The sequence below is a fragment of the Paenibacillus albicereus genome (assembly GCF_012676905.1).
Classification (GTDB): Bacteria; Bacillota; Bacilli; order Paenibacillales; family Paenibacillaceae; genus Paenibacillus_O; species Paenibacillus_O albicereus.
Genome location: NZ_CP051428.1, coordinates 4,935,230 through 4,948,453, shown reverse-complemented (window position 1 = coordinate 4,948,453; position 13,224 = coordinate 4,935,230). Strand labels below are relative to the sequence as shown.

At 65.3% G+C, this 13,224-nt stretch carries 10 protein-coding genes and 1 pseudogene; 2 read left to right on the top strand and 9 right to left on the bottom strand.

What is annotated here, in order from left to right; translation table 11 throughout:
• Positions 1–50: 50 nt before the first annotated feature.
• The 3 genes and pseudogenes from HGI30_RS22045 to HGI30_RS22040 form a co-directional block, all read right to left on the bottom strand.
• A pseudogene (locus HGI30_RS22045) lies at positions 51–146 on the bottom strand (YjcZ family sporulation protein); the annotation flags it as partial.
• 255 nt (positions 147–401) lie between these two features.
• On the bottom strand, positions 402–521 hold the full coding sequence (locus HGI30_RS23405) for a YjcZ family sporulation protein (protein ID WP_235680248.1): 120 nt from the start codon (positions 519–521) through the stop codon (positions 402–404).
• Between the two features lie 235 nt (positions 522–756).
• Complete coding sequence (locus tag HGI30_RS22040) at positions 757–924, bottom strand: hypothetical protein (protein WP_168909469.1); 168 nt, start codon at positions 922–924, stop codon at positions 757–759.
• A gap of 423 nt (positions 925–1,347) precedes the next feature.
• Between HGI30_RS22040 and HGI30_RS22035 the strand changes: the two genes are divergently transcribed.
• A complete protein-coding gene (locus HGI30_RS22035; protein ID WP_168909468.1) occupies positions 1,348–2,415 on the top strand; it encodes an amino acid dehydrogenase in 1,068 nt (355 codons plus the stop codon).
• A gap of 207 nt (positions 2,416–2,622) precedes the next feature.
• Here the strand turns inward: HGI30_RS22035 and HGI30_RS22030 are convergent, their stop codons facing one another.
• Genes HGI30_RS22030 through HGI30_RS22020 form a run of 3 tightly spaced genes read right to left on the bottom strand, consistent with a single transcriptional unit; the run spans position 2,623 to position 6,153 of the window.
• Entirely contained in the window at positions 2,623–3,657 is a 1,035-nt protein-coding gene (locus tag HGI30_RS22030) for a glycoside hydrolase family 18 protein (protein WP_168909467.1), read from the bottom strand.
• Positions 3,654–4,532 carry a sugar phosphate isomerase/epimerase family protein gene (locus HGI30_RS22025; RefSeq protein WP_168909466.1) on the bottom strand — a complete coding sequence of 293 codons (879 nt, stop codon included), beginning with the start codon at positions 4,530–4,532 and terminating at the stop codon, positions 3,654–3,656. Before HGI30_RS22025 ends, HGI30_RS22030 begins: the two co-directional genes overlap by 4 nt.
• 1 nt (position 4,533) lies before the next feature.
• On the bottom strand, positions 4,534–6,153 hold the full coding sequence (locus tag HGI30_RS22020; RefSeq protein ID WP_235680247.1) for an alpha-L-fucosidase: 1,620 nt from the start codon (positions 6,151–6,153) through the stop codon (positions 4,534–4,536).
• 179 nt (positions 6,154–6,332) lie between these two features.
• Between HGI30_RS22020 and HGI30_RS22015 the strand changes: the two genes are divergently transcribed.
• On the top strand, positions 6,333–8,618 hold the full coding sequence (locus tag HGI30_RS22015; RefSeq protein ID WP_168909465.1) for an AraC family transcriptional regulator: 2,286 nt from the start codon (positions 6,333–6,335) through the stop codon (positions 8,616–8,618).
• 1,025 nt (positions 8,619–9,643) lie between these two features.
• On the opposite strand, the gene HGI30_RS22010 is transcribed toward HGI30_RS22015, so the two are convergent.
• Genes HGI30_RS22010 through HGI30_RS22000 form a run of 3 tightly spaced genes read right to left on the bottom strand, consistent with a single transcriptional unit; the run spans position 9,644 to position 13,212 of the window.
• A complete protein-coding gene (locus HGI30_RS22010; protein WP_235680246.1) occupies positions 9,644–11,293 on the bottom strand; it encodes an extracellular solute-binding protein in 1,650 nt (549 codons plus the stop codon).
• 43 nt (positions 11,294–11,336) lie between these two features.
• Positions 11,337–12,251 carry a carbohydrate ABC transporter permease gene (locus HGI30_RS22005; protein WP_168909464.1) on the bottom strand — a complete coding sequence of 305 codons (915 nt, stop codon included), beginning with the start codon at positions 12,249–12,251 and terminating at the stop codon, positions 11,337–11,339.
• 37 nt (positions 12,252–12,288) lie between these two features.
• Positions 12,289–13,212 (bottom strand): ABC transporter permease, encoded by a 924-nt coding sequence (locus HGI30_RS22000; protein WP_407945049.1) that lies wholly within the window; start codon positions 13,210–13,212, stop codon positions 12,289–12,291.
• Positions 13,213–13,224 lie beyond the last annotated feature (12 nt).

Below are 13,224 nucleotides of genomic sequence, written 5' to 3'. Positions count from 1 at the left end.
TCGCGGGAGTCCGCGATCCGCTCTTGCCGAGCGGGCTCCTTCCATGCGAACTAGTAGAGGAACGCCCGGCTGATGATTACCAGCAGAATGAACAGGACGAGAATCGCTCCCGTGTTCGTCCAGAGGCCGCCGTAACCGACTCCGCCACAGCCTGCTCCGACTCCACCTACACCGCCAACGCCGTATGACATTTGTCAAATCCCCTTTCGCTTGAGATAAGACATCATACGCATGGGGAGGCCGGGATGTTTGGGCAGGGAGGGCATGCGCGCATAAATGGGCTTCCGCCGGGATGGCCGGCTGCGGCGCGGGAAAGGAAGGAGGTTCGGCAGAAAGCCTCCGTTCCTCTTTCCAAGGCCCGCGCTTGCCGCAGCCGGCTCGCGGCTGAACGTCATTTCGGCTTAGACGAAGAAAACGCCGGAAATGACGACCAGCAGGATGAACAGGACGAGAATGATGCTGGTCGAGGAAGCTCCGCGCGAAGCCGAAGCGGCTCCGACGCCTTCGACATAGTCGGACATCTGGCAAATCTCCTTTTCTCTCAAGTTGACTCAGCATATGTGAGACTCGCTCGGGACGTTCGGACAGGGCGGACAAATGTGCGCCTGCCGCCATGCCCTCGGAAACGGCCCGTCTGGAGGAAGGGCTGGCTTGCGAGGCGGGCCGAAATCCAGAAGAAAAGGGCAAAATCCCCCGCGGCGGCTGCCGTGGGGGAACTTCGCTTCAAGGTGGATCAAGCCGCGATTCGGTCAGGTATTAGTACCACAGAAACGCGCGGCTGATGATGACCAGCAGGATGAAGAGAACCAGAATGGCTCCGATGCTCGAGTAGCCAAAGCCGCCGCCGCAGCCGCCGCCGTAGCCAACGCCGCCAACGCCGTAGCCAGCGCCGACACCACCAACACCGCCAACTCCATAAGACATGGTGTCAATCCCCTTTCTTGTGGTATGCCACATCATACGAAGAGGGAGGGCAGGGCGTTTGGGCGGCCGGTACAAATGTGCAGGAGCGCAATTTCAGCTGTCGCCCATTCCGGTCAAGCCGCATCGGCATAGGAGCTTGGCCGAGGCGCCGGATTCCCCGGGAAAGGCGGCCGGAGGGCGGCCGGTCGCGGTAGCGTTCCGTCACCCATTGGCGGCGTTCCGTCATCCATCGGCGGCGTTCCGTCACCCGTCGGCAGCGCCACGGGGCTGCCGACGGGACGCCAGCGCGCGGGGCTGCGCCTTTCAAGGCCTCTCGAGGCGACGCCGCAGCTCGGGCTTGATGCGCCATCGAGCCCGGCCGCATATCGGAGGCATGCCCCCGCATAGACTGTAGTCCGCGAAGGACAAGGGGGGCGACGAGGCTTGAGTATTTTCCGGGAAATAATCCGAGGCTCGCACGAGCAGGTCGTGCTGTGCCATGATGCCGAAACGGGCCTGAAGGCCGTCATCGTCCTGCACGACACGAGGCTCGGTCCGGCGCTGGGCGGCTGCCGGATGAAGCGCTACGCCTCCGAGGAGGCGGCGCTTCAGGATGCGATGAGGCTGGCGCAGGGCATGACGTATAAAAACGCGGCCTACCGGCTGCCGTACGGCGGGGGAAAGGCCGTCATCTGGCAGGACGAGGAGTTTCCGACGTCAGGGGAGAGGGACGAAGCGGCGCGGACGCGGCTTTTTCAAGCGCTCGGCACCCGGATCGAGCAGCTCGGCGGACGGTATGTCGCGGGTCTTGATCTCGGCACGACGATCCGCGACATGGACGCGATCCGGACACGGACGAAGCATGTGACCGATACGACCGGCACGATCATGGCGACGGAAGAGTTCACGGCGGAGATGACCGCGTACGGCGTCTATCTGGCGATGCGCGCTGCGGCGAAGAGGGAGCTGAACCTGCCGACGCTGTACGATCTGAAGGTGCTCGTGCAAGGACTCGGCAAGGTCGGCCGCCGGCTATGCCGCTATCTCTACGAAGACGGAGCGCGGCTGCTTGTGTCCGATCTGAATCCAAAAGCGGAAGCGGAGGCGATTCGGCTTTTCGGAGCGAGAAGGGTGAGGCCTGATCTTGCCGCCGGGACGGCTTGCGATATCTTCGCGCCCTGCGCGGCGGGCGGCGTCCTGAACGACCGGACGATCCCTCGGCTGAAATGCCGGATGGTGATCGGAGCGGCCAACAACCAGCTGCTCCTGGAGCGCCACGGCGAGCTGCTGGAAGAGCGGGGCATCCGGTATGCGCCGGACTTCATCGTGAACGCCGGAGGCATCATCATCACGGCGGGAGAGCTGCAAGGACTCGGCCGGGAGGAGCTGGTGCGGAGCGTAGAGGCGGTCGGCCCCATGCTGCTGGAGGTGCTGGATCTGGCCGAGGCGCGGAACATCCCGGCATCAGAAGCCGCGCTGCGGCTGGCCGAAGCAAGGCTGGGGGGCGGGTGAGGAGAGAGAGAGGAGCGAAAGGAGCGAAAGGAGGGCCTGCATGCGGCAGGGGAATAGGGCCGGTCATGCCGCATGCAGGCCGAGAGGCATGGGGCAAGGAGGCCTTGCGCCCCGCCGCTCGGCCGACGAACGGCAGGGCGGCGGCAGCGGGCCAGCAGCGGGGCGGCAAGAGGGGAGTTCGGGCGATCGGGGGCGTAGAAATCCGCTTCAGCCGCCGAGGCCGCGGGCCATCGCGGCGATCAGCCGTCCGGTCCGGTCGAGGCCGTACTCCCAGAACATGAGCCCGCCGAGCCCGCGCTCCTGGATATAAGCGCACTTGGCTGCGATGGACGTCTCGTCGTCATAGGAGATGAACGTCTCGCCGTCGAACAGGTACGGCGCCTGGGCCTCCTCGTCCCAGTAGCGCTTGAAGCCGTTCTTTCCGATATATGCCGCATCGAGCTCGGTGAAGTCGGGGCCGTATCCGCCCGTCGTGGCCGCCATCTGGTGCAAGCCGTGCTGCCGGTCCGGCACGCCGCGCCAGAGGCGGGAGTAGAAGGCCGCACCGAGCACGAGCTTCCCTCGCGGCACGCCGGCGGCTTCAAACAGCCTCGCCGAGGCGTCGGCGCTGATGCGGAACAGGTCGCCCGGCGGCGTGTACAGGTTCGAGTGGTGCCCGGTCAGCACCTGGAAGCCGCCGCGCATGTCGTAGGTCATGAGCTGGATGAAGTCCAGCAAAGGATGGACCTCGCCCATGTCCGTGCCATCCAGGTAGTACTGGTCGGCTCCAGCGGCGATCGTCAGCAGGTAAGGCCGTCCGTCCGCCCGTCCCTTGGCGTCGAGCGCCTCGCGCAGCTCCCGCAGCAGCAGCGTGAATGTCTTCTTATCGTCCGGGCTGCTCGCGATGCCGGCCGTGCCGTAGCTCGGATACTCCCAGTCGAGGTCGATGCCGTCCAGCGGCAGCTGCTCGAGCACCGTCAGGGCGGAGGCGGCCATGCGGGCGCGGCCTTCGGCCGTGCCGGCGGCTTCGGAGAAGCCGCCGGCGCTCCAGCCGCCGACGGAGAGGATGAGCTTGAGCGCGGGGTAGTCGGAGCGGATGCGCCGCAGCACGTCCATGTGGCGCAGATGCGCGATCTGGATCGCGTCCTCCCGGACATGGCCGAAGGCCAGGTTGAGATGCGTCAGCCGCGCCAGGTCGCGGTCCGTCATCAACGGCAGGTGGTGGTCGTTCACGTATCCCGCGCGGATATAGGCTTCGGTCATGCGCCGCACTCCTCCCACAGCCGGCGCGCGTTGTCCATCGCGATCCGCGACGCCTCGCGGCACTCCTCCATGCCTTCGAACTCCACGGTCACGTAGCCGTCGTAGCCCGAAGCGCGGATAAGGCGGATCAGCTTGCGGATCGGCAGGTCGCCGTGGCCGACGATCGCGCCCCGCAGATGCTTGCCGTGCGAGCTGCGGAACCAGACGCCGCCGCCCGGATTCTCGTCTTCGGGACGGATGTAGAAGTCTTTGAGATGCACGAACGAGGCGTAGGGCAGGTTGTTCATGACGCCGACGACCGGGTCCTCGTCGACGCACAGGAAGTTGCCGACGTCGAGCGTCGTGCGGAAGTTCGGGCGGTCCACCGCCCGCAGGATGCGCTGCACGCGGTCGCTCGCCTGGGCGCTGAAGCCGTGGTTCTCGATCGTCGTCGTGATGCCGAGCGGAGCGGCATAGTCGGCGATGCGCCGAGAGCCCTCGACCATCTTCTCGAGATGGTCGTCGAACCAGCCGATCCCCATCTGCTCCGCCGGGATCGTGAACGCGGTCACGTCATGCCGCATGTGCCGCACGCCGAGCCGGGCGCACAGGTCGACATGCCGCTGCACGCGGCGCACCTCCTCCTCGAACGCCGCCGGCGTCTCCTGCACGAAATTGGCCGGCAGGCAGTAGTTGGACAGCTCGATGCCGCGCGCCGCGGCCTTCTCGCGGACGGCGTCCGCCAGCTCCGGGTCGTCCACGAGCGTATAGCCGTAGGGCACCATCTCCATATGCTCGCCTCCGTTGTCCGCGATCCAGTCGATCGCGTCCAGCACAGTCATCTCCCCCGCCTTGATCGCGTTCAGCAGGCTGTACGTGCTCAGTCCCAGCTTCATCCTATCGTCCTCCTTCTTGAGCCTTGGTCAATCGAAAAGCAAGCGCGAGCGGATTCGGCTCCGCGCGCAGAGGCTCGGGCACCGTCAGCGCCAAGCCTGCGCCGCTGCGCTCCAGCAGCGCGGGGATCGCGGCTCCGTCCGGACCGGCAAGCGCCTCGGCCCGCGCGAAGCTGCCGGGCGGCACGCCGTCCATGCCTTGGCTGATCCCGTCTGCAAGGCCTGCGGCAAGCGGCAGCTCCAGCCGCTCCTGGACCGCCTCTCCCTCGGCATAGAGGCGGATCGCGTAGACGTTGCCGTCCTTCGCGGTGAAGAACCACTGGCCGTCTCCGAATGGCGCGATCGGGCGCGTGCCGTAGATCGCCTCGCCATTCGCGCGAAGCCACGCGCCGAGCCCTTTCATGCGCTCGATCGCGGAGCGCGGCAGCCTGCCGTCCGGCTGCGGAGCGACGTTGAGCGCCAGATTGCCGCCCTTGGCGACGATCTCGACGAGCAGATGCACGAGCTCGCGGACGCTTTTGTACTCCTCCTCGTAGCGGAAGCTGAACGCCGTGCCCATCGTGATGCAGCTCTCCCAAGGAACGAGCATCGGGCGCTCCGGCAGCGTCTGCTCGGGCGTGACGACGTTCTCGTAGGGCCCGCCGATCGTGCGGTCCGCCGACAGCAGCCACGGCTGCCGCAGCCGCGCCCGCTCGACGGCCTCGCCGAGCCGGATGTCCTGGCCGCTGCGCGGACCGACCCAGCCGGCGTCCAGCCAGAGCATGTCGATGCGGCCGTAATGCGTCAGCAGCTCATCCAGCTGCTCATGCGTGTACGAGACGAACTTTTCCCATAGCGAGGGGTGCTCGGCGGGATCGTAGGAAGGCCCGCGGCTCGTGCGCTCGCGCGGCATATCGGGCGACCAGTAGGACGGCGTATGCCAGTCGGCCTTGGAGAAGTAGGCGCTGATCGCCAGCCCGCGGGCGCGGAAGGCGTCGAACAGCGCGCGGCAGACGTCGGCGTGCGGATGCGAGTGGAACGGGGTATCGCGTCCGGTGACGGAGTAGCCGGTCGTCTTGGTGTCCCACATGCAGAACCCGTCGTGATGCTTGGTCGTGAAGTTCAGGTAGCGGAAGCCGCTCTCCGCGGCGAGCTCCGCCCACCGCTCCGGCTGGAAGCGGAGCGGGTTGAACGTGCGGTTCAGCCCCGCGACCTCGCGCTTGATGCGCGCGGGATCGTCGGTCCAGTCGATGCCATCGCGGGACCATTCCTCGTCGACGTCGTCGAGCGCCCACGACTCCACGATGCCGAGCTGGGAGTAGGGTCCCCAGTGCATCATCAGGCCGAGCTTCTGGTCGCGGAACCACTCCAGCCGCTCGCGCAGCAGCGGTTCCTCCGGCCAGACGTAGTCCTCCTCGCGGCTGTAGGTGTGGACGCCCTCTTGGACGTCTCCGTCTGCTTCGGACAGGCTTGCAGAGGCGGAATCAGGCGCATCGTCCGAGCCGGCGAAGACGTCCGCGGCGTCCGGATCGAATGCTCCCGCAGCGATGGGATTGCAGGTCGGATGGGGAGCTCCCGCGGCGCCGGGAATGGCGGTCGGACCGGCCTGTCGGGCCGCAGCGGCTTCGGCTTGCATGTCGTTCATGGGAGGGTCCTCCTTCGGTTCATTCGGATCGGCGTGGCGGAAAGAGCGTTCAAATCGGAATACGGCTCTGCTATGATGATACGGCAAGCCAAGTTTGGCTCGGTTAGGCGGTTAGGCTGGAAACGTTGGAAAGGGAGAAGCCGGCGGAAAGCAATCTGCAACCAGGAGGGCGGACATCCATGAGCTACCTGAAATCGCGTTTGTTCCTCAATTATGCCTTGTCCTATCTGCTCATCCTGCTCGTGCCGCTGCTGCTGTTCGCGGGAGCCATCTCGCAGAGCGCGACGGGCAACCTGCAGCGGGAAGTGGAGCGGGCCCACTACAACCAGCTCGCGCAGGCGCGCCATTCCGTGGATTCGCGGATGGGGGAGCTGTCGATGATCGCCACCCGCATCGCGTACGATACCCGGCTGACCGACTATCGGACGCATGACCCTTATTCCAGCAGCGAGGCGATCCAGGCGCTGGACCAATATCTGGCCACGAGCGCCATGATCGGCGAGCTGTTCCTGTATTTTCATGGCGACGACCGCATCTTCTCCTCCAAAGGCATGTCGGGACTGGATGTCTTTCACGAACGCTATGCCTTCCACAACTGGCCGCCAGGCACGGTGGAGAAGGACCTCGACCAGGCGAAATTCCCGGCGATGCGTCCGGCGGACCTCGTTCAGCGCACCGCAGGCCTCCAGCAGTCGATGCTCGCGTACATGGTGCCGATTACGCCGAACAGTCCCAATCCGCATGCCACCGTGCTGTATCTCATCGAAGAATCGCAGGTCGGCGATCTGATCGCCTCGATCCTCGGCAGCTACCAGGGCTCGACCTACGTGTTCGACGACAAGGGCCAGGTGCTGACGGCGACGAGGCGAGGAGAGTCGCTCGGCCAGGAGGACATCCGCCGTCTGTTCCGCCAGCCGGAGGGCACGCACAGCCTCGAGCTGAACGACACGGAGCACTCCGTCGTCTCGGTCAAGTCGGAGCAGAACGGATGGACCTACGTGACGGCGGTGCCGAGCCGCCAGTTCTTCTCCGGCGTCGTGGAGCTGCGCAACATTCTGGTGCTCCTGCTCGGCGCGGTCGCAGCGGGCGGAGCGGGCCTCGCGCTGCTCATGGCGCGGCGCCACTACGGCCCGATCTCCGATCTGGCCGCCTACGCCAGCTCCAGCGCGCGCCAGCCCGGCGCCGCCAAGGCAGCGGACGAGTTGAGCCGGATCCGCAGCGTCCTGCAGTATTCCAGCCGCATGGCGGATTTGCAGGAGCCGTACGCGCGCAACCATTTCCTCCTCATGCTGCTGAAATACGGCGGCTCCGGCAGCGTCTCGTCCGAGCTGCTGCAAGCGCTTCAACTTGGGTTCGAGCAGGACCGCTACGCGGTGCTCGTCGCCGGGTGGGAGGAGGAGGAGCGGCCCGAGGCAGGCTCCGTCTACGGTCGGCTGCACCGGCTTGGCATCCCGGAAGCGGAAGCGGCCGTCTATGGCGTCGAGCTGCCCGAGCCGCGGCGCATGGCGTTCATCGTCGGCATGAGGGGCGAGGACGACGGAGTCGCAGGCGCCTCCGCTCCCGACGGGGCCCGAAGCGAAGGCGATGGCGCGACCGACCGGCTCGGCGGCGTTCTGGAGAAGCTGCAGGCCTGCTTGGCGGATGCGGGAGCGATTCGGGCCACGATCGGCGCGGGCCGCCTGTATGAAGGCTCGGGCTCGCTCAGCCAATCCTATATCGAGGCGCTGTCCGCTTTCGAATCGGCGCAGGCGGCCGGAGCCGGCACGGCGCGGCGCTTCGACGCGATCCGCGAGCTGCGCGAGGAAGCGAGCTGGCTGCCGGCAGGGCCGCTGCTCAAGCTGGCGCAGGCGCTCAAGCAAGGCAGCTACGAGGTGGCCGCCGCGACGATCGCCGAGTGCGTGGCCGCGATCCGCGCGAGCGGCGCTTCCGCTCCGCTGCTGCGGGCGATGGGCTACGAGGTGCAGGGCACGATGCTGCGCGCGGCGCCCGAGCTCGGCCCGCTGGCTCGCGAGCTGCCTCCGCCGGCGGCGTTCCGCTCTCCGGATGCGCTGGAGCAGGCGCTGCTCGGCCTCGCCGCGCTGATCTGCACCCAGGCGGACTCCCGCTCGCTCACGGAGGAGCGCTCGCTGATGGACCGCGCGCTGCAGCACATCCACGAGCGCTACGCCGACCACTCGCTGAGCCTCGAGGCGGTCGCCGACGAGCACGGCATCTCGCCCTCGCATTTCAGCCGCTCCTTCAAGGAGAAGACGGGCCTCAACTTCACCGCCTACGTCTGGCAGCTGCGCATCGACGAGGTCAAGCGCCAGCTCGACGCTACGTCCGATCCGCTCAAGGACATCATCCAGCGGGTCGGCTATCTGGATACGCCGAACTTCATCCGCAAGTTCAAGAAGGAGACCGGCATGACGCCGGGCCAGTACCGCAAGCGCGGCGAGCCGGGAGGCGGCTCCGGCGCGGAGTAGGCGGCCGAAGCAGGCGAGCGCGCGGGCGGTGGGGCAAGGGAAGAAGCTCCCTTGCTGGAGCCATTGCGCGAGAGCAGTTGCGACAAGGGGAGAATGTCCTTGTCGGAGCGGCATTGCGCGCCGGCGGGGCGTCATTGCGCGCCGGCGGCATGAACATGGGAGGAAGCACTCTTGTCGGGGCGCCATTGCGCGCCGGCGGCATGAACATGGGAGGAAGCACTCTTGTCGGGGCGCTATTGCGCGCTGGCGACCTTGAACGAGAGAAGAAGCTCCCTTGTCGGGGCGCCTCTCGATAGGGCATGAAGCCCGATCCGAACATGCAAGCCCGGACGAACGAAGCAGGAGCAGCCGCTGCTTGGTCCCTCCGGGTTTGTTTGCGTTCATGCGCGCGCTGGCAGCATGTTCTTGGTACGGAGAACCGCAGGCTTATGAACGTGTTTGGCGAAAACGAATTTCTCCGCTTTTCACCTTACTCGTCTGGCGGCTTTTCGGCTCGTTTTGATTCTCTCTCGGAGTGGTAGGCCGCCCATCCATTCGAGTCGCTTTTCTAACGAAACAGAGCGGCGCTATTTCGCTGAAAATCGTCGTTCAAATTTTTTTAACGAAACCCACAAGCGTTATTCAGTTGATAAAGCGGTATTTCCAGCGATTTATCGACCCATAGCGCTTGTGAGTTTCGTTAGCCATTTCATTCGACCGATTTCGAGCAAATAGCGTCCTATTGTTTCGTTAGCGCACGAAGCCTCAAGCGGATGCGGGCTCCGTATAGAGCAACGCGGAAATCCTGATGGGAATGGCCAGCGATGGCGGGAAATGGCGGGAAAGGAGCTTCTTCTTCCCATTCATAGGAGGGGCTGCGAACCGGAGCCCGCCGCGCCCGCGAGCCGGAGCCGGCCGCTCCCGCGCTCCGGCCCTGCCGCGCCCGCGCTCCGGCCCCGCCGCGCCCGCCGCGCCTGCGAACCGGAGCTCGCCGCCCGCCCGCCACTCCGGCGCACGCGCTCCGGCCCCGCCGCGCGCCTAGCGCCTTACTTCGAGCCGTTCCAGCGGTCGTAGGCCGCCTGGTAGATCTCGACGATGCGGTTGCTGCCCATCTTCTTCAGCTGGGCGGCGTATTTGTCCCAGCCGGAGAGCGGCTCCTGGCCGGTGATGAACTTCGCTTCCATCTGCTCGACGTACGGGTTCATGTCGGACAGCATCGCGGTCACCTCGGACTGCTCCTCCGGCGTCAGGAACACGTTCGGGAACGGAATCTTGCCGATCGGCACGAGCTTCTTCTCGTTCTCCTCGTTGATGAAGGCGTCGAAGTCCGACTGCAGCCCCTTGCTGTTCTCCGGCAGGTTGACGCCCGGAGGCAGGATGCCGTAGTTCGGCGTCAGCGTGCCCTTGTAGTCGTCGCGGCTGCCGCCGCCCGGCACGTCCAGCGGCTCTTTCGTCAGGGACGCCTTGTCGCTGTATTTCCACAGCACGTTCTCCGGTCCCTGGCTGAACAGCAGCGAGCCCTCGTAGCCGTACTGGTAGTCGGCCCAGCGCATCGTCGCCTCGGGGTTCGGGTTGGTCTTGGAGATGGCGAACACGCCGTTGGCCGACTGGCCCGGATGCTTGCCGTAGACCGGCGTGCCGGCGATCTCGCTCTGCAGCGGCTGCATCATCGGGTGCTCCCGGCTCGGCTCGCCGCCCATCGTGAAGTACGGGAAATAATCGTTGAACACGGCGACCTGATTGTTCTTGCCCTTGGCCTTCTTCTGCTCGTCGGTCTGGGAGAACGTCTCGTGGTCGAGCAGCTCCTCGCTCCACAGCTGGTTCAGGAACGTCAGGTAGCCCTTGTAGCCTTCCTCCTGCGGGGAGTAGTGGACCTTGCCGTCCTTGTCGGCGTAGATGACTTCGTCATACATGCCCCAGAAGCCGAAGAAGAACATGCGCAGGTCGTCGAGCTTCGTGCTCGTCAGCGGAATCTCGTCGGCCTTGCCGTTGCCGTTCGCGTCCTCCGCCTTCACGCGCTTGAGATAGGCGTGGAACTCTTCGGTCGTCTTGGGCAGCTCCGTGACGCCGAGCTTCTTGAGGAAGCCGCCGTTGTACCACATCGGGCTCCGGTACCAGACGGCCGTCAGGTCGACGTTCGGCAGCGCGTAGATGTGGCCGTCCGGCGTCGTGATGTTCTTGCGGATCTGCGGATTCTCGTCGAGGATCTTCTTCAGATTAGGCGCGTAGCCGCCGTCGATCAGCCCTTCGAGCGGGAGGAGCACGCCCTGGGAGCCGTACGTCACCTGCTCCGCCGGCTTGAGGTCGGCCGCATAGAAGATGTCCGGGTAGCTGCCGCTCGCGAAGACGAGGTTCTTCTTCGTCTCGAAGCTGTCCTGAGGCGCGTTCTGGAACGTCAGCTTGATGTTCGTCAGCTTCTCCATTTCCTTGAGCACCGCCATGTCCTCCCACTTGGCATGGCCGACGTCCGGCGCCATCAGCGTGAGCGTGAGCGGGTCCTTGACGATCGGCATGCCTTCCTTGGCGACGTTCGAATCGGCCGCGCCGGCGTTGCCGGCGGAGCCGCCCGGGCTGGCCGGGCCAGGGTCCGCGCCGGAGTTCGTGCCGGAGCAGCCGGCCAAGGCGCCTGCCAGCAGGCTCATGCCGATGGCGGCCGTCAGCAGCTTGCTGAGGTTGGTGCGAGGTTTCGTCGACATCTTCGTATTCCCCCTTGGATCTAGTATAACGCTTTCTTGCGGCTCAGCCTTTGACGGAGCCGATCATGACTCCTTGCACGAAGTAGCGCTGCAGGAACGGGTAGATGACGATGACCGGCAGCGTGGCGACGATGATGACCGCATACTTGACGAGCGCGGCGATCTCGGCCTTGTTGTTGAGCGCCGAGGCGGTGGAGGCGTCGATCATCCCGCCGCCCGTCTGGGCGGACATCTCCTGCAGGACGAGGATCTGGCGCAGGATGATCTGCAGCGGGTACTTCGTCTCGTCGTTGAGGTAGATCAGCGCCGAGAAGTAGCTGTTCCATTGGCCGACGCCGTAGAACAGCGCCATGACGGCGACGATCGGCATCGACAGCGGCAGCACGACGGTGAGGAACAGGCGCGTCGTCGAAGCGCCGTCGATCTGGGCTGCCTCCTCGAGCTCCCTCGGGATGGTGGACATGAAGAACGTCCGGGTGACGATGATGTTGTAGATCGAGGCGGCGCCGGGCAGGATGATCGCCCAGATCGTGTTAATCATGCCGAGGTCCTTCACCAGCAGGTAGGAGGGGACGAGTCCGCCTCCGAAAAACATCGTGACCATGAACATGGCCATGAAGAAGTTCCTTCCGACGAAGTCGCGGCGGGCGAGGGCGTAGGCCGCGGGCAGCGTCACCGCGAGGCTGACGAGCGTGCCGGCGACGGTGTAGAGGATCGTGTTGGCGTAGCCGCTCCAGATCCGGTTGTCCTGGAACACCCGCTCGTAGCCTTCGAAGGTGATGCCCTTCGGAAAGAGCCACATCTCGCCCGAGCCGACCGCCTGCGGACTGCTGATCGAGGCGCTCAGCATGTAGAGCACCGGATAGGCGACGATGACGAGCGCGATCAGCAGGTAGACATAGTTGACGGCGAGGAAGATGCGGTCCCCGCGCGATTCGCGGATCGCTTGGCTGGCCATGGGCGGCAGCCCTCCTTTCGGCGGAATCGGATTCGGGTCACCATAGGCTGTTCTCGCTCGTGCGCCGCACGATCTGGTTGATGGCGACGAGCAGGATGCAGTTGATGACGGAGTTGAACAGGCCGACGGCCGTCGAGAAGCTGTACTGGGCGTCGACGAGGCCCGCCTTGTAGACGAACGTGGCGATGATGTTCGAGGCTTCCATGTTGAGCGGATTCTGCAGCAGCAGGATCTTCTCGAAGCCGACGCTGAGCAGGCTGCCGATGTTCAGGATGAGCAGGATCGTCATCGTCGGCACGAGTGTCGGGATGTTGATGTGCCGCAGGCGCTGGAAGCGGCTCGCGCCGTCGATGATCGCGGCCTCGTGCAGGCCGGGATCGACGCCCGACAGGGCGGCCAGGTAGATGATCGTGCCCCAGCCCGCGCCTTGCCAGACGCCGGAGAGCACGTACATCGTCTTGAACCAGCGCGGATCGGTCAGGAAGTCGGGCGGATCGATCCCGATCCACTCGAGCATGTGGGTGATGATGCCGGTCGACGGCGACAGGAACGTGATGATCATGCCCGCCATGACGACGACGGAGATGAAGTGCGGCGCATAGGTGACGGTCTGCACGGTCTTCTTGAACCAGCCGTTCTTCACCTCGTTGAACGCGAGCGCCAGGATGATCGGGATCGGGAACCCGACGGCCAGCTCGTACAGGCTGATGCTGAGCGTGTTCCAGATCAGATCCCAGAAGTAATAGGAATCAAAGAAGCGGGTGAAATGGTCGAACCCGACCCACGGACTGCCGGCGAACCCGAGCGTCGGCACGTAGTTCTTGAACGCGATCTGGATGCCGTACATCGGCCCGTAGGCGAAGATCAGGAAGTAGAAGAAAGCCGGGGCGATGAAGACGTACAGCTCCCAGTTGCGCAGAATCCGTCTCCAGCCTCGGCGCTTCTGCGGCAGGACTTGCATCTGCGCGCCGGC